At 71.0% G+C, this 17,922-nt stretch carries 18 protein-coding genes; 10 read left to right on the top strand and 8 right to left on the bottom strand.

Annotation, left to right across the window (positions count from 1 at the left end; genetic code table 11):
* Positions 1–369: 369 nt before the first annotated feature.
* Together ACIBVL_RS11200 and ACIBVL_RS11195 are read left to right on the top strand one after the other, a co-directional pair.
* Positions 370–2,172, top strand: coding sequence for a bifunctional metallophosphatase/5'-nucleotidase (locus tag ACIBVL_RS11200; RefSeq protein ID WP_399095509.1), 1,803 nt, complete (start codon positions 370–372; stop codon positions 2,170–2,172).
* A 493-nt stretch (positions 2,173–2,665) separates the two neighbouring features.
* Positions 2,666–2,959 carry a hypothetical protein gene (locus ACIBVL_RS11195; RefSeq protein WP_399095507.1) on the top strand — a complete coding sequence of 98 codons (294 nt, stop codon included), beginning with the start codon at positions 2,666–2,668 and terminating at the stop codon, positions 2,957–2,959.
* An 18-nt stretch (positions 2,960–2,977) separates the two neighbouring features.
* Here ACIBVL_RS11195 and ACIBVL_RS11190 read toward each other — a convergent pair whose 3' ends face one another.
* The 4 genes from ACIBVL_RS11190 to ACIBVL_RS11175 all read right to left on the bottom strand — a co-directional run bounded on the left by ACIBVL_RS11190 (position 2,978) and on the right by ACIBVL_RS11175 (position 8,259).
* Positions 2,978–3,628, bottom strand: coding sequence for a hypothetical protein (locus tag ACIBVL_RS11190; RefSeq protein ID WP_399095504.1), 651 nt, complete (start codon positions 3,626–3,628; stop codon positions 2,978–2,980).
* An 18-nt stretch (positions 3,629–3,646) separates the two neighbouring features.
* Entirely contained in the window at positions 3,647–6,070 is a 2,424-nt protein-coding gene (locus ACIBVL_RS11185) for a dolichyl-phosphate beta-glucosyltransferase (protein WP_399095501.1), read from the bottom strand.
* Positions 6,067–6,768 (bottom strand): GntR family transcriptional regulator, encoded by a 702-nt coding sequence (locus tag ACIBVL_RS11180; RefSeq protein WP_399095498.1) that lies wholly within the window; start codon positions 6,766–6,768, stop codon positions 6,067–6,069. The genes ACIBVL_RS11185 and ACIBVL_RS11180 overlap by 4 nt, the downstream gene beginning before the upstream one ends.
* A 135-nt stretch (positions 6,769–6,903) precedes the next feature.
* On the bottom strand, positions 6,904–8,259 hold the full coding sequence (locus ACIBVL_RS11175; protein WP_399095495.1) for an aspartate aminotransferase family protein: 1,356 nt from the start codon (positions 8,257–8,259) through the stop codon (positions 6,904–6,906).
* A gap of 178 nt (positions 8,260–8,437) precedes the next feature.
* Here ACIBVL_RS11175 and ACIBVL_RS11170 point away from each other — a divergent pair, with 178 nt between their 5' ends.
* The 3 genes from ACIBVL_RS11170 (at position 8,438) to ACIBVL_RS11160 (ending at position 11,418) form a co-directional block, all read left to right on the top strand.
* Positions 8,438–9,049 carry a type 1 glutamine amidotransferase family protein gene (locus ACIBVL_RS11170; RefSeq protein ID WP_399095492.1) on the top strand — a complete coding sequence of 204 codons (612 nt, stop codon included), beginning with the start codon at positions 8,438–8,440 and terminating at the stop codon, positions 9,047–9,049.
* Positions 9,046–9,534, top strand: coding sequence for a MarR family winged helix-turn-helix transcriptional regulator (locus ACIBVL_RS11165; protein WP_399095489.1), 489 nt, complete (start codon positions 9,046–9,048; stop codon positions 9,532–9,534). Before ACIBVL_RS11170 ends, ACIBVL_RS11165 begins: the two co-directional genes overlap by 4 nt.
* Positions 9,535–9,612: 78 nt before the next feature.
* Complete coding sequence (locus tag ACIBVL_RS11160) at positions 9,613–11,418, top strand: serine/threonine-protein kinase (protein WP_399095486.1); 1,806 nt, start codon at positions 9,613–9,615, stop codon at positions 11,416–11,418.
* A gap of 56 nt (positions 11,419–11,474) precedes the next feature.
* On the opposite strand, the gene ACIBVL_RS11155 is transcribed toward ACIBVL_RS11160, so the two are convergent.
* On the bottom strand, positions 11,475–12,224 hold the full coding sequence (locus ACIBVL_RS11155; RefSeq protein WP_399095483.1) for an SLATT domain-containing protein: 750 nt from the start codon (positions 12,222–12,224) through the stop codon (positions 11,475–11,477).
* A 235-nt stretch (positions 12,225–12,459) separates the two neighbouring features.
* Between ACIBVL_RS11155 and ACIBVL_RS11150 the strand changes: the two genes are divergently transcribed.
* The 3 genes from ACIBVL_RS11150 to ACIBVL_RS11140 all read left to right on the top strand — a co-directional run bounded on the left by ACIBVL_RS11150 (position 12,460) and on the right by ACIBVL_RS11140 (position 14,172).
* Positions 12,460–12,822 (top strand): YbaB/EbfC family nucleoid-associated protein, encoded by a 363-nt coding sequence (locus ACIBVL_RS11150; protein ID WP_399095480.1) that lies wholly within the window; start codon positions 12,460–12,462, stop codon positions 12,820–12,822.
* 98 nt (positions 12,823–12,920) lie between these two features.
* Positions 12,921–13,520, top strand: a complete 600-nt coding sequence (gene recR / locus ACIBVL_RS11145) for a recombination mediator RecR (protein WP_399095477.1) — start codon at positions 12,921–12,923, stop codon at positions 13,518–13,520.
* Positions 13,513–14,172: a DUF5063 domain-containing protein gene (locus ACIBVL_RS11140; protein WP_399095474.1), complete on the top strand. Its 660-nt coding sequence runs from the start codon at positions 13,513–13,515 to the stop codon at positions 14,170–14,172. The genes recR and ACIBVL_RS11140 overlap by 8 nt, the downstream gene beginning before the upstream one ends.
* Before the next feature lie 31 nt (positions 14,173–14,203).
* Here the strand turns inward: ACIBVL_RS11140 and ACIBVL_RS11135 are convergent, their stop codons facing one another.
* A complete protein-coding gene (locus tag ACIBVL_RS11135; RefSeq protein ID WP_399095471.1) occupies positions 14,204–14,938 on the bottom strand; it encodes a sulfite exporter TauE/SafE family protein in 735 nt (244 codons plus the stop codon).
* Positions 14,939–15,051: 113 nt separating this feature from the next.
* Here ACIBVL_RS11135 and ACIBVL_RS11130 point away from each other — a divergent pair, with 113 nt between their 5' ends.
* Together ACIBVL_RS11130 and ACIBVL_RS11125 are read left to right on the top strand one after the other, a co-directional pair.
* The gene (locus ACIBVL_RS11130; RefSeq protein ID WP_399095468.1) at positions 15,052–15,240 is read left to right on the top strand and encodes a hypothetical protein; all 189 of its coding nucleotides are present in this window, start codon (positions 15,052–15,054) and stop codon (positions 15,238–15,240) included.
* Positions 15,241–15,348: 108 nt separating this feature from the next.
* The gene (locus ACIBVL_RS11125) at positions 15,349–15,849 is read left to right on the top strand and encodes an SgcJ/EcaC family oxidoreductase (protein ID WP_399095466.1); all 501 of its coding nucleotides are present in this window, start codon (positions 15,349–15,351) and stop codon (positions 15,847–15,849) included.
* Here the strand turns inward: ACIBVL_RS11125 and ACIBVL_RS11120 are convergent, their stop codons facing one another.
* Positions 15,850–17,202: a sensor histidine kinase gene (locus ACIBVL_RS11120; RefSeq protein ID WP_399095463.1), complete on the bottom strand. Its 1,353-nt coding sequence runs from the start codon at positions 17,200–17,202 to the stop codon at positions 15,850–15,852.
* Positions 17,199–17,885 (bottom strand): response regulator transcription factor, encoded by a 687-nt coding sequence (locus ACIBVL_RS11115; protein ID WP_399095460.1) that lies wholly within the window; start codon positions 17,883–17,885, stop codon positions 17,199–17,201. Before ACIBVL_RS11115 ends, ACIBVL_RS11120 begins: the two co-directional genes overlap by 4 nt.
* Positions 17,886–17,922: the final 37 nt, after the last annotated feature.

Below are 17,922 nucleotides of genomic sequence, written 5' to 3'. Positions count from 1 at the left end.
TCGCATGGTGGGCGACCGGGGGGTGCCCGTGCGCAGGGCATGCGTGAAGAGCCGGCTCGCGGCATGACGAACGGTCTGTCTCTCCCCGTGGCGACGGTGTCCCCCGGTCGCCTGTCGTCGCGCACGATCGCGGAGTGGTCGGCTCCGCCTGCGCGGCGATCACCATACGCACACATGACGGGTTCAGGACAAGAGTTTCGGTGACGATCGTGAAGAAACCGTGATGGCGTGCGAGGGGCAAGGATTGCGGTGATTTCCCTTTGTTGACCGGGACATGGCCTGTTCCTGGTTCCCTGCGGAAGCGGCGGGCGGCAAGCATCTACGCGGGTAGTGCCGTTCCTCCAACCGCCCCCGTTCCAGGAGCCCCGAATGCCCGTCAACCCCATGAACCGCCGTGAGTTCGTGCAGAAGTCGGCCGTGACCGGAGCGGCGGTGGCCGTCGCGGGGACGGTCTGCGCAGGCACCGCCGAGGCCGCCACGCCGAAGGCCCGACACCAGCCCCGCACCTGGTCCTTCTCCATCCTCGGTACCACGGACCTGCACAGCCACGTCTTCGACTGGGACTACTACAAGGACGCCGCCTACGCCGACGCCAAGGGCAACTCCGTCGGCGTCGCCCGCGTCGCCACCCTCATCAAGCAGCAGCGGAAGGCCAAGGGCGAGGACCACGTCCTGCTCGTGGACGCCGGCGACATCATCCAGGGCACCTCCCTCGCCTACTACTTCGCACGCGTGGACCCCATCGGCGACGACGTCAAGCACCCCATGGCCGTCGCCATGAACCACATGCGCTACGACGCCGCCGCGCTCGGCAACCACGAGTTCAACTACGGCATCGACGTGCTGCGGAAGTTCGAGCAGCAGTGCCGCTTCCCGCTGCTCGGCGCGAACGCCCTCGACGCGAAGACGCTGAAGCCCGCCTTCCCGCCGTACACCGTGAAGCGGATCTGCGTCCCGGGCGCGCCCGACATCAAGGTCGGCATCCTGGGCCTCACCAACCCGGGCATCGCGATCTGGGACAAGGACAACGTCAGCGGGAAGATGGTGTTCCCGGGCCTGGTCGAGCAGGCGAAGAAGTACGTCCCGAGACTGCGCGCCCTGGGCTGTGACGTCGTGTTCCTCACCGACCACTCCGGCCTGGACGGCTCCTCGTCGTACGGCGACGAACTCCCCTACATCGAGAACGCGTCGAACCTCGTGGCCCAGCAGGTCCCCGGCATCGACGCGATCCTCGTCGGCCACACGCACGTGGAAGTCCCCTCGTACACCGTGAAGAACGAGGAGACGGGAGAGGAGGTGCTGCTGTCGGAGCCGTACTGCTGGGGGTACCGCCTCAGTGTCTTCGACTTCGAGGTGGAGCTGGAGCACGGCCGCTGGAAGGTCGTCAGCAAGACCGCGCAGACCCTCAACCCCAACACCGTGGACGAGGATCCGGAGATCAGGAAACTCCTGGAGGCCGACCACGAACTGGTCGTCACCTACGTCAACACGGCCGTCGGCACCTGCACGGCCGACCTCTCGGCGGCGGAGTCCTGCTGGAAGGACGTCCCCATCATGGACTTCATCCACGAGGTCCAGATACAGACGGTGAAGGCCGGCCTGTCCGGCTCCGACGCGGCGCTCCCGCTCATCTCGGTCGCCGCGCCGTTCTCCCGGACGGCGGACATCCCGGCGGGCAACGTCACGATCAAGGACATCGCCGGCCTCTACATCTACGACAACACCCTCTACGGCAAGAAGCTCACGGGTGCCCAGCTCAAGGACTACCTGGAGTACGCGGCGAAGTACTACCACCAGGTGCCCGCGGGGACCGCCGTGGACACCGCCACCCTCACCAACGCCAACAACTTCTGGGACTACATGTACGACACGGCGGCGGGCGTCGACTACGAGATCGACATCGCGCAGGTCGAGGGTTCCCGGATCAAGAACCTCAGCTACAACGGCACCGCCGTCGCCGACGACCAGGTCTTCGTCGTCGCCGTCAACAACTACCGCGCGAACGGCGGCAGCGGCTACCCGCACATCGCCTCCGCCGACATCGCGTACAGCTCGACGAACGAGATCCGCCAGCTGATGATCGACTACGTCGTGTCCAGGGGCACGTTGAACCCGTCCGACTTCGCGGTGACCAACTGGAAGCTGACGCAGGACGGCACACCGGTCTTCTGAGCCCTGCCGCCAGCTGACGCGGTCGGCGCAGTCGGGTGGGAGGCCGAGGCAGGCGTGGAGGACCTGGCCCACCCGGCGGTCGACCGCCGTACGCGTGGCGGCGGGATGCGGGGCGTCCGGTGGCGGCAGGAGGGCGTACGGAAGTGCGGCGGTGAAGAGGCTGAGCGTGGCGCTGTCCTGCTCGGGGCCTGGGCGTAAATGACAGGTCACGTGGTGTGCGAGCCACCGCAGGGCCGCGTCGTGCCATTCGGTCGTCGGGCTCAGTACGGCGGTGTGCGTCAGGCCTGGTTCCTTGCGGGCCATGGTGGCGACGACGGGATGCTCCCGTAGGAGACGCGCCGCCCGCGGTTCAGGCACTCGCGGGCTCGCCAGGGCGGCCCCATGAATCCGGCGTCCAAGTACGCGAGCAGCCCGCGACCTGGGCGCCCTCTTTTGCCCGGGCATATCCTGAAATGGTCCATCCGCGCGCGTCGACCAGAAGAAGGTGACCACGATGCGCATGATGCTGAAGGCGTCCATGAACACGGAAAGGGCGAACGAGCTCATCCGGAACGGGACTCTCGGAAAGTTGATCGAGGAGTCCCTGCAGCAGATGAAGCCCGAAGCGGCCTACTTCACCGCTGAGGGCGGCCGGCGCACCGCCTTCCTGTTCTTCGACATGGAGGACCCCTCCGACATGCCGGTGCTCAGCGAGCCGTTCTTCCTCGAACTGGGTGCCGACCTCACCTACACACCCGTGATGAACAGGGAAGACGTGCAGAAGGGTCTTTCCCGCCTCGGCCGCTGATCCGCAACCGTCCGTCCCTCAGCTGAACACGATCATCGACCCCTGCGCCAGACTCCGCGTCGCCGCCGCGTGCAGCCCCAGCCAGACGTGCCGTTCCCGCGCGAAGGGACTGGGGTCGTACGGTGCCGGTACGGCGGGCTCCTCCAACTCCGTGGGCGCGGCCGGGGCTTGCGGTGGCGCCGGCGGGTTCGCCGGGTCGATGCCGATCGACGGGGCGACGAACTCCAGCTCCCGGAGGAGGGTTTGGGAGGAGCCCAACGGGCCACCGCCGGCCAGGAGTTCGTCGTTGGAGAGGGGCTGCGGGAAGTCGACCGGGACGTACGCGCCCGCGTGGTCGTAGTGCCAGACCAGGTGCGACTGCTGGGCCGTCGACTCGAACATTTCCAGGAGCTGCTCGTAGTCGCCGCCCAGTTCGTCGACCGGGGTCACCGGCAACTGGCACACCTGCAGCAGATACGCGCGGCGCAGGAAGTGCAGCGCGTCGTAGTCGAAGCCGGCCACCGGAGCGACCTCGCCGGACAGGCCCGGCATGTACTGGTACACCGGCACCGGCGGCAGCCCCGCCTCGGCCAGCACCTTGTTGTACTGCGCGAGTTCCTCGGCGAACGGGTTGTCGGGCGTGTGGCACAACACGTCGACGAGCGGTACCAGCCACAGGTCACAGGCCAAAGAGAGCTCCTCCAGTCGTTACTCGTGCAGGTCCCATACCCACACTCCGTCCACCCGCCTACCGGGTCGACCCACCAGCTTTTCCACAGTCTCACGCAGAACGCCCGCGTTCGGCTGCGGGGCGAGCACGAGCGCGCCCGCCCGCCAGTACGCGAGGTCCTCGGCCGCCGCGGCCCGCGCCGACGCGTCGATCACCGGAGCCACGCCCGTGAACCGCGTCTCGCGCAGCAGGCTCGCCGTGAAGCGCAGCGGGACGCCGTAGACACCGGTGCGGTCGCCGTCGCCGTACGGCCCGTTGAAGTAACCGCCGGGCATCCGGAAGCCGAGACCGGTGGCGGTCTGCCAGTGCAGCGCCTCGGCGGCGCCGGGCTCGGCGAGCGGCACGGGGACCAGGGTCTCGCCGGCGTGGGCGTGGGAGGTCCAGGTCCCGTCCGTGAAGAACGCGGGCGTGGCGGGACGCGGCTCCGACCGCAGGGGTGCGGGGAGGACGGGGAGCAGGGCGAGGGCCACGGCGGCCAGGCCGGCGTACCGCACGGCGCGGCGCGGGGCGGCCACGAGCGCCTCCGCCGCGAGCGCCGTCAGCATGCCCAGCGGCGCGGCGCAGACGATGGCCACCCGGCTCTCGATCACCGACTCGAAGAGGGGCAGCCTGTCGAGCAGGGCCCAGGGGCCGGGAAGGGCGCCGACGCGCGGACCCATGGAGAGCAGGGCCGCCGCGAACGCCGTAGCCGCCAGCGCCCGTACCACCGGCCGTCGCCGCCACAGCAGCACGGTGATCACCAAGGTCAGCAGTGCCAGCGGCCAGCCGTAGAAGGCGTTCTGTTCGGTGGGGTTGAGGGACAGGGCCCGCACGGTGTCGGCATCGCCCGCGATCAGGGAGCGCTCGGCGAAGGTCAGCAGCGCGCGCAGGGAGTTCGCGGTGCCCTGCGCGGTGCCGTGGTCGATGCCGTCGTAGCTCTGCGGGCCGGAGAACTGCCAGGCCAGCGGGTAGACGAGGAGGGGGAGCGCGACGGCGGCGGCGATCGCCAGGCCGCGCAGCAGCGGACGTACGGACCGTCGGGCCACGTCCGGGCGTACGGCCGCGTAGGCGACGGCGAACACGAGCATGCCGAGGACGGCCAGGAGGAGGGGTTCCTCGCCGAGGAAGAACTGGTAGGCGGCCATCAGGCCCAGCGCCGTCGCGTCCCGGGCGACCCGGGTGCCCTCGCACAGGCGCAGGGCCCGGTCGATCAGCAACGGGATCATGAAGAGGACGACGAAGTTCGGGTGCGCGTTGGCGTGGCTGACCAGGGGCGGCGCGAAGGCGGCGAGGGCGGCGCCGGTGAAGGCGGCGGCACGGCTGTCGACCAGCCGTTTCCCGATCAGCCAGTACCAGGCGGCGGCCGTCGCGGCCAGGCCCAGCGTCATCACCAGGCTGAGGGTGATGGCCGGGCCGGACAGCAGGGTGAGCGGTGTCAGGGGGACGGAGAGACCGAGCATGGCCGTGTTGGCCATCAGGTTCACGCCGTCCGGGAAGCCCTGGAGGTCGGTGAAGAGGGGGTTGCGCAGATGGACCACGTTGTCGGCGGTCACCGCGAAGAACCACTCCCACTGGTTCTGATCCTGCAGGGAGTCGGTGAGATAGCGGTGCGCCGGGTCGAAGAAGCGGCCCGCGTAGAGCGTGACGGCGAAGACCAGGAACAGGAGGGCGGCCAGGAGGTCCGGCCGGCGCAGCCGGGCCAGGTCGCGGAGGAAACCGAGGTAGTCCAGGGGGCGGATCTTCGAGCCGGGGCGGTGCGACCAGTGCACGGGCACCTCGACGACCGGCCAGCCTTGCCGCTGGAAGTACCGCAGTACCTCCACGTCGATGGCCCAGCCGTCGATGCGGGAGGCGGCGAAGGCCGCGCGGGCCTTGTCGCCGTCGAGGAGCTTGAAGCCGCACTGGGTGTCGCGTATCCCGCGGACCGTGGTGGCGCGGATGAGGACGTTGCCCGCCGTGCCGAGGAGCTCGCGGACCCGGTGCTGACGGTCGCCGAGGGTCGCGCCCGGGAGGGCACGTGAGCCGACGGCCGCGGCGTGTCCGTCGGCGAGAGCCTTCTCCAGGCGCTCCAACTCCGTTACGGGGGTTGCGAGATCGGCGTCCGTGAGGAGGATGCGGCGGCCTCGGCCGGCGGCCACGCCGAGGCGCAGGGCGTGCCCCTTGCCCCGGCCGCCGTCACCGGCGACGAGTCGTACCCGCGGATCGCGGCGGGCGGTGACCAGCTCGCGGGTGGCGTCGGTGGAACCGTCGTCGACGACCACGACCTCCCAGGTGCCGCCGGTTCCGGCGAGATGGGCGACGAGCGCGTCGAGGGTCGGACCGAGCCGGTTCTCCTCGTCGCGGGCGGGGACGACGACGGAGAGCTCGACGACGTCATCGGCTTCCGGCCCCGGCTTCCGCTCGACGGCCCCCTCCACCGTCATCCCGCCGCCAGCCGCTCGACGAGGGCGAGGGAGTCGGTGTTGTACGCGGCCAGCATGGTGCGGGCGGTGATCGTGTCGCGCCGGTACAGCGCGTCGACCAGTTCCGTATGGCCGGACCACAGATGGCCGCGCAGATCGGTCAGCCGGCGCAGGTGCTGGACCGTGCACACCCAGGTCTGCACGCGTAGCCGGTGCAGGAAGTCGGCGAGGTAGGGGTTGCCGAACAGGGTGCTCAGCTCCCGCCAGAAGCGCAGGTCGTAGCCGATGAGGACGGTGAGGTCACCGGCGGCCGCGGCCCGCTGGGCCTCCTCGCCGCGCCGGCGCACCCCGGCTATCGCGGCGGCCAGCCGGGGGTCGTCGGGGCTGCCGAAGTGCTCGGGGCCCTGGTCGATGCGCAGGAACATTCCCTCGATGATCAGGGCGCGCGCCTCGATCATGCCCCGGTGGTCGGCGACCGAGTACTCGTGGACGTGGAAGCCCCGGTGCTGGTCCGCCTCGAGGAGCCCTTGCGCGGAAAGATCCACGAGCGCCTCGCGGACCGGGGTCGCGGAGACGCCGTACTGCTCGGCTATCTCCTTGACCGTGAACTCCTGCCCGGGTTGCAGCCGCCCCGCCAACACCTCGTCCCGGAGCGCGTCGGCGATCTGTTGCCGCAGGGTGCTGCGCGTCACGGCGCCGGTGCCGCTGCTGCCGGGCATGTTCGGGGCGTCTCCCTCGGGGCGTTCGGACGGTGGATGGCGTGCTCGTCGTTATGTACGGGCACGCCACCTTACGCGTTCGAGGATTTCAAGGCCCTACACGCGTAGCGTGCGCGGACTGCCCCGTGTCCGTGCCTACCTCGTGTACTCGTCGGCCACCGAAAGTGCCGTGTCCAGGGCCGCGAGGCCCTCCTTCACCTCGGACTCGGAGACGTTGAGCGGTGGCACGAAGTGCGTCCGGTTCATGTTCACGAAGGGCCACACACCGGCCTTCTTGGCGGCCGCTCCGAAGGCGGTCATCGCCGTGTTCGCCTCGCCGGCCGCGTTGTAGGGGACGAGCGGTTCGCGCGTCTCCCGGTTCTTCACCAGCTCCAGGGCCCAGAACATGCCGACGCCCCGCACCTCGCCGACGCTCGGGTGCCGCTCGGCGAGCTCCCGCAGCCCCGGACCGACGACACTCGCGCCCAGGTTCCTCGCGTTCTCGACGACGCCTTCCTCCGCCATGACGTCGATCGTCGCGACGGCGGCGGCACACGCCAGCGGATGCCCGGAGTACGTCAGACCGCCCGGGTAGGGCCGCTTCCCGAAGGTTTCCGCGATGGCACCGGAGACGGCGACACCGCCGAGCGGCACATATCCGCTGTTCACGCCCTTGGCGAAGGTCATCAGGTCCGGTACGACGCCGAAGAGGTCGGCGGCGAACCACTCACCGGTGCGCCCGAACCCGGCCATCACCTCGTCGAGGACGAAGACGATCCCGTACTTGTCGCAGATCTCCCGGACCCCGGCGAGATAGCCGGGCGGCGGGACCATGATCCCGGCGGTGCCGGGGACGGTCTCCAGGATGATCGCGGCGATCGTCCCGGGTCCCTCGAAGGCGATCGTCGTCTCCAGGTGCTCGAGCGCCCGCGCGCACTCCTGCTCCTCGGTCTCCGCGTAGAAGCGGGACCGGTAGAGGAAGGGCGCCCAGAAGTGCACGACCCCGGCGGCGGCGCCGTCGGAGGCCCAGCGTCGCGGATCGCCGGTGATGTTGACCGCCTGCTGCGTACCGCCGTGGTACGAGCGGTAGGCGGAGAGCACCTTCGCCCGGCCCGTGTGCAGCCGTGCCATGCGGACGGCGTGCTCGACGGCGTCCGCGCCGCCGTTGGTGAAGAAGATCTTGTCCAGGTCGCCGGGGGTGCGCTCGGCGATCAGCCGGGCGGCCTCGGAACGGGCCTCGACGGCGAAGGCGGGCGCGAAGGTGGTCAGGCGTGCGGCCTGCTCCTGGATCGCGGCGACGACCTTCGGGTGCTGGTAGCCGATGTTGGTGTAGACGAGCCCGCTGGTGAGGTCGAGGTACCGCTTGCCGTCGTAGTCCCAGAAGTACGACCCCTCCGCGCCGGCCACGGCGAGCGGGTCGATGAGGTCCTGCGCTGACCAGGAGTGGAAGACATGCGCACGGTCCGCGGCCTTCACGGCGGCGCCGGCCTGGGGGTCGGTCTGAGGGGTCATGCGAGTGAGCGTAAATGTCCGCGATGCGGAAGAGGTATCGGCGTCCTGTGCTGTGGACGGGGGGATTACGCGACAGGTTGTCGGGCGTGCGGGGCGGTGGCTCGGGCAACAATTGACAGCATGCTGCCAAAGTGACAACGTGTTGTCGTAAGCGACCCTCGTCGCCGAGGAGGAAGCCATGAGCCGCAAACCGGTGCATCTCGCCGTGTACGACACGCTCGCCGACTGGGAGACGGGGTTCGCCACGGCCTACCTCGCCCGGGGCGGGTACGGGATCCGGACGGTCGGAGCCTCCGGCGCGCGGCCGGTGGTCAGCGTCGGCGGACTGCGGGTCCTTCCCGATCTGGCTCTGGACGCCGTGCGGCCCGAGGACAGCAGTCTGCTGATCCTCCCGGGCGCCGATCTCTGGGACACGTCCGACGACCTCGCCCCCTTCGCCCGCAAGGCGCGGGAGTACCTCGCCACCGGCGTGCCCGTCGCCGCGATCTGCGGTGCCACCGCCGGACTCGCCCGCGAGGGCCTGCTCGACGACCGGGACCACACCAGCGCGGTCTCCTTCTACCTGGCCGCCACGGGGTACGGCGGCGGGGAGCGGTACGTCGAGGCGGACGCGGTGACGGACGGCGGGCTGATCACCGCCGGACCCACCGAGCCGGTCGCCTTCGCCCGGGAGATCCTCCGGCTCCTCGGGGTGTACGACGGTGAGGTGCTGGACGCCTGGTACCGGCTGTTCCACGACTCCGACGCCGGTGCCTACGCGGTGCTGGAGAAGGCGACGGCCGGCCGGTGAGCCGTGAGCGTCAGGAACTGCTCAGCCGGAGCGCCCTCGGGGTCTTCCGGCTGAACGGGCAGTTCCTCGCCGTCGCCGAGGAACTGGCCCGGCCCGCCGGGATCACCGCCGCCTGGTGGCAGGTGCTGGGCGCGGTACTGGGCGAGCCGCTGCCGGTGTCGGGAATCGCGCGGGTGATGGGCGGGGGCCCGGGGGCGTCGTCCGGAAAGCGCAGAACCCGGCAGAGCGTGCAGCGGATCGCCGACCTGCTGGTGGGGAAGGGCCTGGCCGAGTACCGGCCCAACCCCGCGCACCGGCGGGCCAAACTGCTCGCGCCGACCGAGGAGGGGCGGGCGGCGATCGCCCGTATCGGGCCCGGGCACGCGGCCTTCGCCGACCGGCTGGCGGCGGCGTACGGGGAGGCGGAGCTGAGGGAGGCGGTGGCCACGCTCGAACGCCTGTCCAAAGTCCTGGACGGGCTGGAGCCCCCCGTTACGGAACCGTAGACATCGCGCCACGCGACTCCTGGAACGGCCGGTTTATCCTCGGCTCGACCACACATGTGGGGGAAAGGCGGCGCTGCCATGGAGAAACTGGGGCCGGAGGACCCTCAGCGCATCGGCGGCTACCGGCTGCTCGCGCGGCTGGGTTCCGGCGGCATGGGGCAGGTCTACCTCGCCCGCTCGGACCGGGGGCGGACCGTCGCCGTGAAGCTGGTCCGGGCGGAACTGGCCGCGCGCGAGGAGTTCCGGGCCCGGTTCCGGCAGGAGGTGCGCAGCGCCCAGCGGGTCGGCGGGTTCTGGACCGCGCCCGTCCTCGACGCCGACACCGAGGCCGCCGTGCCCTGGGTGGCCACCGGCTATGTCGCCGGACCGAGCCTCCAGCAGGTCGTGGACCACGACTACGGCCCGCTGCCCGAGCGATCGGTGCGCATCCTCGCCGCCGGGCTCGCGCACGCCCTCACCAACATCCACGCCGCCGGGATCGTCCACCGCGACCTCAAGCCGTCCAATGTGATGGTCACCATAGAAGGACCCCGGGTCATCGACTTCGGGGTCGCGCGGGCGCTGGACACGGTCACCGAGGGCGGTCTCACAGGGGCCGGGGCGGTGATCGGCTCACCCGGTTTCATGGCGCCCGAGCAGGTGCGCGGCGAGCCGATCACCCCGGCCGGCGATGTCTTCTGCCTCGGCTCCGTGCTCGCCTTCGCGGCTACCGGCACCCTCCCCTTCGGCGGCTCCGAGAACGGGGCGCACGCCCTGATGTTCCGCATCGCCGAGGAGGAACCCGACCTCACGGGCATTCCCGAGGGCATCGCCGACCTGGTCCGCGCCTGTCTGCGCAAGGACCCCGCCGCCAGGCCGTCGCTGGCCTGGATCCTGGAGCGGACCGGCGCGGGGGACACCGTCGCCGACGGCCACTCCCGGGAGCCGTGGCTGCCGGGCGCGTTGGTGGCCCAGCTGGGGCGGCACGCCGTACGGCTGCTGGAGACGGAGGAACCGGAGGGGGCACCGGAGGGATCGGCGTACAGGCCCGAGGCCGCCCCGCAGCACTCCGGGCCGCGCGGGGAGAGCGCCACCCTGTTCGAGGGCGGCACCCTGCCGGCCCACCCGGCCTACGGTCACCCGCGGCAGCATTCCCAGACCGCCCCCTCCGCCTACGGCCACCCGCAGGCGCCGACGGCCGCACCGGCGCCCTACAACCCGTACGCGGGAGACTTCGGCACCGCTCCCTCGTACGGCTCGTACGGCCCGGGCGCCACCCCGCCCCCCGCCTCGTACGACCCGTACGGCCCGGCCGACCCGGGGTTCGCGGAGGAACCGGGGGAGCCGCCCCGCCGCAGTCGCCGTACGAGCGCCCTGCTCGTGGCGGTCGCGCTGGTCGTCGCGCTCGCCGCCGGCGGTTCGGTGTACGCGTTCATGAACGGGGACGACGGCTCCCCGGCCGCGAAGGCGAACCCGACGCCGAGCCGGACGGCCACGACGGGGGAGGCCGCGCCCGCGGAGAAGCCGTCCTCGTCGCCTTCCGCCTCCCCCTCCGGGGCCGACGGCGTGGTCCCCGCCGCCTACGTCGGCACCTGGACCACCACGATCGACAACGCGAGCGGCGAGAACACCCGCCTGCTGACCATCAAGCAGGGCGAGGTCGGCGACGCGGTGCTCTCGCTCGTCGCCGACGGGGAGGCGTACCACTGCGAGTTCACCGCCGACCTGGCCCAACGCCCCTCGTCCGACGGACCGTTGAGGATTGGCCCCTCCACGGTCACCTCCGGCCGGCCCCGCTCCTCCTGCGCCCCCGGCGCCGCCACCGAGGTCACCCTGCTGTCCGACGGCAGGCTGCGCCGGGTCAACCCCGACACCGGCGAGAAGCTGACGTACAGCCGCCGGTGAAGTCGCGGGCGTACCCCGATCGGCCACGGCGCGCTCGACCTCGCCGACCACCAGGCTCAGCGCGGCTCCGGCGGTCGCTGGCGCGGCATGTTCGGCCGGCTGTTCACGCCCGGCGGCAGCGGAAACCTGCTCGTCCCCGTGCCCCCCTCCTGCCGCCCGCCGGAGGCGAGCGCCGCCTGAATGCCCAGCGGCGCCGACCCCGTACGGAACTCCACCATCCAGTCCGCCGTCTCCGTCCGCACCAGTTCCATCACATCCTCCGAGAACCGCCGCAGCACCCCCAGGCACCGCTCGGCCGCCTCGCCCGCCGTCCCCTCCGCAGGCCCCAGCACCTCCCGCACACTCTCGCTCGCCCAGTCGAACTGCAGCACCTGCAGCCGCCGCTGGACGGCCTGCGCCGTCGCCACGTCCCTCATCCACCCGGACGTCACCCCGAAGAACCGGTCCACCGCCACACACGACACCGCCAGCAGCAGCGCCAGATAACCCCACGGCGCCACCCCGCCCAGCACCCCGGTGAGATCCAGCAACGGCAGCCCCGCCCCGGCGACCGCCCCCGCCGCCGCGCCCCCGCGCAGGAGCCGCGCACTCCGCCGCTTCCACACCCGGTCCGCGAGATACCAGGCCGCCGTCTGCAGGGCCCCCCGCTCCACCCACCGGTACAGCTCCTCCAGCCGTTCCGCGGGCTCCCCCCAGTCGCCGAGCGGAAACGCCCGCCCGGTCAGATCGCCCGGCCGCAGCCCGGCCGCACCCTCGCCCCGCCCGTCCTGAGGCGGACCCTCGGGCTGCATCTCCGGCTGACCCACCCGGCACTCCCTAACTGACTCAGTGACTCCGCGTAACGTCTGATGCTGATGTGCCGGACCCTTCCTACCTCCCAATGGGTGGCGAAGGGGAAGCTTTGATCCCTTTTCCGCCCGGAAGGGGGCCTTGATCAGGTATAGGCCACCGATGTAACTCACTCGAAAGAGTGGCGGGGCAACGCGCGCATGGAGCACGTAGGCTCAGTGACAGACAGGAAAAGGCAGACAGGAGCTGATCGTGATTCCCGGTGGTGGCCAGCCCAACATGCAGCAGCTGCTCCAGCAGGCCCAGAAGATGCAGCAGGACCTGGCCCTTGCCCAGGAGGAGCTGGCGAACACGGAGGTCGACGGACAGGCGGGCGGCGGCCTCGTGAAGGCGACGGTGACCGGCGCCGGTGAGCTGCGCGCGCTGAAGATCGACCCGAAGGCGGTGGACCCCGAGGCTGCGTCCGTCGAAGAGACGGCCGAGACCCTCGCCGACCTGATCGTCGCGGCCGTCCAGGCGGCCAACCAGAACGCGCAGACGCTCCAGCAGCAGAAGCTCGGCCCGCTGGCCCAGGGCCTCGGCGGCGGCAGCGGCATCCCGGGCCTGCCCTTCTAGGACCGGCCCGCCTTTCCAGAACCGGTCCGCCTTTCAAAGACCGGCCCCGGGCAACTACCGTACGTACTGCAAGGAACCCCAGGAAGGACGGCAGTCCGTTGTACGAAGGCGTGGTCCAGGACCTCATCGACGAACTGGGGCGGCTGCCCGGCGTCGGTCCCAAGAGCGCGCAGCGGATCGCCTTCCACATCCTCCAGGCGGAACCGACGGACGTACGGCGTCTGGCGCAGGCCCTCATGGAGGTCAAGGCGAAGGTCCGCTTCTGCGCGACGTGCGGAAACGTCGCTCAGGAGGAGCTGTGCGGCATCTGCCGCGACCAGCGCCGGGACGTCTCCGTGATCTGTGTCGTGGAGGAGCCGAAGGACGTGGTGGCGATCGAACGGACCCGGGAGTTCCGGGGCCGCTACCACGTCCTGGGCGGAGCGATCAGCCCCATCGAGGGCGTCGGTCCCGACGACCTGCGGATACGGGAACTTCTCGCGCGGTTGGCCGACGGGACCGTCACGGAGCTGATCCTGGCCACGGATCCGAACCTGGAGGGCGAGGCGACGGCCACGTACCTCGCCCGCATGATCAAGCCCATGGGCCTGAAGGTCACCCGCCTGGCCAGCGGCCTCCCGGTGGGTGGCGACCTGGAATACGCGGACGAGGTCACCCTCGGCCGCGCCTTCGAGGGGAGACGACTTCTAGATGTCTGACGCCACGCTGCACGCGACCGAGCAGAACCCGGACGACTTCGCGGTCCAGATCGCGGACCAGATCGAGAGCTTCCTGGTCGCCGTCACCGAGGTGGCGAAGGGCGACGAGCCGGACTCGGCCGTCCCCTTCCTCCTCCTGGAGGTCTCCCAGCTCCTCCTGGCCGGCGGCCGTCTCGGCGCGCACGAGGACATCCTCCCCGACGAGCGCTACGAGCCCGACCCGGGTTTCGAGCCGGACGTGGACGAACTCCGCGAGCACCTGGCCCGTCTGCTGGACCCGGTGGACATCTACTCCGAGGTCTTCGACCCCTACGAGCCCCGCAAGGCGCCCGTACCGGCCCGGATCTCCGACGACCTCGCCGACGTCATCGCCGACCTGCGCCACGGCATGGTCCACTACCGCGCCGGCCGCACCACCGAGGCCCTGTGGTGGTGGCAGTTCTCCTACTTCTCCAACTGGGGCTCCACCGCCTCCGCCACCCTCCGCGCCCTCCACTCGCTGCTGGCCCACGTCCGCCTGAACCAGCCCCTCGAGGAACTCGACGGACTGGACACCGACCAGGGCATGGGCGACGACACCCTCGAATTCGAGGCCGGCAAGGTCATGGAAGTGGAGATCGCGGACCAACTGGGCATGCGTTCGGCGCAGTAGACGGAGTTCGTGGACCCGACCGCCCGGCGGATCAGAGCCCCCACAGCCCCTTGCCCACCGCCGTCACCCCGCCCGCCAGCGCCAGGCCCAGCACCAGGAGCCGGGCTCGTGGTTCCGGCAGGCGTCCCGCGAGTCCCCTTCCGATGAGTGCGCCCACCGTCATGGCCGCAGTCACCGACGCCCACCGGGGCGCGCTCAGGTCCGGGAGGCCGTTCGCCGTCACCGAGAAGGCGTTCACGACGACGCCGTAGAACTGCGCGTTCGGGACGAACTCCCGTATCGTCCAGCCCGCGTTGACGGCGTAGAGGGAGATCGGGGGGCCGCCGACGCCCGCCGCCGTGTTCATGAAGCCGCCCGCCGCGCCGGCCACCACCGCGCCCCGGGTGCCGCGCAGGGCGGGGACGCGGGCCCCGCGCATGATCAGCAGGACCGCGACCGTCACCAGACCGCCCATCACCAACAGCAGGGCCGGTGCCGGGAGTCGGTGGGTCAGCCAGGCTCCCGCCGGAACCGTGCAGGCCGCCGCCGCGCACAGCGGGACCATCGCGGCCGGGCGTACGCGGCGCCAGCCGCCCGCCAGACCCACGACGCTGATCGCGCCCGCCGCGCAGTTCGCCAGGACGACCCCCTCGGAGGGGCCGAGCAGCAGGATCAGCGCGGGGACCGCCACCAGCGCGAAGCCCATCCCCGTCAGCCACTGCACGCACGAACCCAGCAGCACGATGCCCGCCAGGGCCAGGTCGGCCGCGTGCCCTCCACCCGTCATGGTGTACCTGCCTACACCATCACTCGGGAGTACGCTCTCTCCTTTGCGCAGGTCGGAGACGGGATCGTTGATCTCGCAAGGCAATGGCCCTCCTCCGAAAGCGAAGCCCCGTCATGAAGTCGCTGCTCTCCTCCCGTCCCGTCCTGTGGTTCCTCTTCCTCTTCAACCTCGCCGTCGCCGTCGTCGCGCCCTTCGTGGTCGACGGGGCACAGGGCGTGATGACCGCCGTCGGCATGGGTGTGGTCTCCCTCGGCGCGGGGATCAGCCTGGCGCGCGACCGGGGCAGGCGTGTCTCCGCCTGAGAATTGGACGGGTCCTAAACGTCCCCTGTACGACGGCTGCACGGGCCCTAACCGGCCGAACGCGAGTCTTGAGTCATCCCAACAGGCACTGCCCGCACAGGAGTTGCGATGACCCGCAAGACCCGCATACGCGCCGCCCTCGTCACCGCCACCGCCCTCGTCACCGCCGCCACGGTGACGGCGGGGATCAGTGCGGCCGGCGCCGGGACCTCCCCGAAGAAGCCCACCGAGAAGCAGATCGCCGCCCTCTTCGACGGCTGGAACGCCGCCCTGCGGACCGGCGACCCGGAGGTCGTGGCCGACCGCTACGCCAAGGACGCGGTCCTGCTGCCCACCGTCTCCAACAAGGTCCGCACCGACCACGCCGGCATCGTCGACTACTTCGAGCACTTCCTGCTGAACAAGCCGGTCGGCCAGAAGGTCCGGACGATCGTCAACGTGCTCGACAGCGACTCGGCGATCGACACCGGTGTCTACGAGTTCACCCTCACCGACCCGAAGACGCAGCAGAAGCGCGTCGTCGAGGCCCGCTACACCTACGAGTACGAGAAGCGCGGCGGCACGTGGCTGATCGTCAACCACCACTCGTCGGCGATGCCCGAGGGGTGATCAGCCCGCGCGTGGCGCCGCCCGTAGCGTGATGCGGACGCACAGCCCGCCTGCGGCCGCGTCCCCCAGGCTCACCGTCCCGCCGTCGTCCGTCACCAGCTGCTTGACGACGGCGAGGCCGAGCCCGGAGCCGGAGCGGCCGGTCAGTCCCTGGCCGCGCCAGAAGCGGTCGAAGGCGCGCGACTTCTCCTCGTCCGACATACCCGGTCCCTCGTCCGCCACGGACAGGACCACTTCCCCCGCCCCGGCCTCCATCCGGACGATGATCGTCCCGCCGTCCGGTGAGACCTCCAGGGCGTTCGAGAGCACGTTGTCCAGCACCTGGTCCAGGTGACCGGGGCTGGCCAGCACAGACGGCCGGTCGTCGACACCACTCCCCCTGAGCGCGATGGTGACTCCGCGCTCGTCGGCGGCCGGTCTCCACACCGTCAGCCGCTCGGCCACGATGTCCTTCAGCGGCAGCGGCTCCGCGGCCGTCACCTTCGCCTCGGCCCGCGCCAGCACCAGCAGGCCGTTCACCAGCCGGCTCATGCGGACCACCTCCGCCGTGGCCTGCTCCACGTCCTCGCGCACGAACTCGTCGTCCACCCCGTCCGCGATGTTGTCCAGCGACAGGCGCAACGCCGTGAGCGGTGTGCGGAGCTGGTGCGAGGCGTCGGCCACGAAGATGCGCTGCGAGGCGACCAGCGTGTCCAGGCGTTCCGCGCCCTGGTTGAGGGTGCGGGCGAGGGTCTGGGTCTCCGGTGGACCCGTCACCGGGGAGCGCGCCGTCAGGTCGCCGTCGCTGAACCGGCTCGCCATGGAGTTGAGCGCGCGCAGCGGCGCGGTGATCCGGCGGGCGGCGAACGCGCCGATCGCGGCCGCCGCCGCCAGGACGAGTACGGCGAGCCCGGCCCGGAAGCCCCAGATCTGCCACAGCCGCCGGGTCATGTCCGAGGTCGAGTAGACGATCCGTACGGCCGCCTCCCCCCGGGCCGGTACGGTGACCGTCAGATTCCCGCCCCAGATGAAGTCGGAGCCCCAGTCGGTCGTCGGCTCGTTCTCCCGCACGGCCCGGGTCAGTGCCCGGCCCGCGACGGGGTGCGGCAGGTCCGGGGAGCAGTGGCTGGTGGGCGTCACCTGGACGCTGCCGGGGGTCTCACGGCGGTACGCCTTGGCCACCCTGGTCAGGGCCTCGCACGAGATCCGGTCGCTGTTGCCCAGCAGCAGCGCCATGGTGTTGGCCTCGCGCACGACGGACACCTCGGTGTCGTCCCGCAGCTGCTTGGTGAGCGTGAAGGCCACCGGCACCGTGAACAGCAGGATGGCGACCGCGACGAGCAGGATGTAGCTGCGGATGAGCTGGCGGTTCATGCGGACTCGGCGTCCTTGACGATCTCCAGGCGGAAGCCGACACCCCGTACCGCCTCGATGGCGACGACCCCGGCGAACTTCCGTCTCAGGGCCGCCACATGGACGTCCAGTGTCTTCGTCGGGCCGAACCAGTTCGCGTCCCAGACCGCTTCCATGATCTGCTCGCGCGACATCAGCGCGCCCGGCTCCTCGGTGAGGAAGGCCAGCAGGTCGTACTCCTTCGGCGCGAGGGCGACCTCCTCGCCGTCCACATGGACGCGGGCCGCCTTGCGGTCGACGGTGAGGCGGGCGCCGTACTGGTCGGCACCGGTCTCGGCGGCGGCCGTACGCGGCTGGACGCGGCGCATCACGGCCCGTATGCGGGCGATCACCTCGCGCACCCCGAACGGCTTGGACACGTAGTCGTCGGCGCCCAGTTCCAGGCCGACCACGCGGTCCGTCTCGTCGCTGCGCGCGCTGATCACGATGATCGGCACGTCACCGCGCCCGCGCAGCGCCTTGCAGACGTCGAGTCCGTCGGTGTCGGGCAGGCCCAGGTCGAGGAGTACGACGTCGTAGGGGCCGGAGTGGGCCAGGGCGGCGGCGCCCGTGCTGACCCAGTCGACCTCGAAGCCGTACCGCTTCAGTCCGCGCCGCAGAGATTCGGCGACCGGCTCGTCGTCTTCCACCAGGAGTACGTGCACGGATCGCACACTAGTGCTTGAAACTTAATTCACAGCC

Origin of the sequence: Streptomyces sp. NPDC049687, from assembly GCF_044465285.1 — a bacterium.
Lineage (GTDB): Bacteria > Actinomycetota > Actinomycetes > Streptomycetales > Streptomycetaceae > Streptomyces.
The sequence above is the reverse complement of the archived record's forward strand: the minus strand, read 5'-3'. Positions and strand labels throughout refer to the sequence as shown.

Coding starts and splice junctions, on each gene's coding strand:
- ACIBVL_RS11200 (WP_399095509.1), top strand. CDS start 370: ATGCCCGTCAACCCCATGAACCGCCGTGAGTTCGTGCAGAAGTCGGCC.
- ACIBVL_RS11195 (WP_399095507.1), top strand. CDS start 2,666: ATGCGCATGATGCTGAAGGCGTCCATGAACACGGAAAGGGCGAACGAG.
- ACIBVL_RS11185 (WP_399095501.1), bottom strand. CDS start 6,070: ATGACGGTGGAGGGGGCCGTCGAGCGGAAGCCGGGGCCGGAAGCCGAT.
- ACIBVL_RS11180 (WP_399095498.1), bottom strand. CDS start 6,768: ATGCCCGGCAGCAGCGGCACCGGCGCCGTGACGCGCAGCACCCTGCGG.
- ACIBVL_RS11175 (WP_399095495.1), bottom strand. CDS start 8,259: ATGACCCCTCAGACCGACCCCCAGGCCGGCGCCGCCGTGAAGGCCGCG.
- ACIBVL_RS11170 (WP_399095492.1), top strand. CDS start 8,438: ATGAGCCGCAAACCGGTGCATCTCGCCGTGTACGACACGCTCGCCGAC.
- ACIBVL_RS11160 (WP_399095486.1), top strand. CDS start 9,613: ATGGAGAAACTGGGGCCGGAGGACCCTCAGCGCATCGGCGGCTACCGG.
- ACIBVL_RS11140 (WP_399095474.1), top strand. CDS start 13,513: ATGTCTGACGCCACGCTGCACGCGACCGAGCAGAACCCGGACGACTTC.
- ACIBVL_RS11135 (WP_399095471.1), bottom strand. CDS start 14,938: ATGACGGGTGGAGGGCACGCGGCCGACCTGGCCCTGGCGGGCATCGTG.
- ACIBVL_RS11130 (WP_399095468.1), top strand. CDS start 15,052: ATGAAGTCGCTGCTCTCCTCCCGTCCCGTCCTGTGGTTCCTCTTCCTC.
- ACIBVL_RS11125 (WP_399095466.1), top strand. CDS start 15,349: ATGACCCGCAAGACCCGCATACGCGCCGCCCTCGTCACCGCCACCGCC.
- ACIBVL_RS11120 (WP_399095463.1), bottom strand. CDS start 17,202: ATGAACCGCCAGCTCATCCGCAGCTACATCCTGCTCGTCGCGGTCGCC.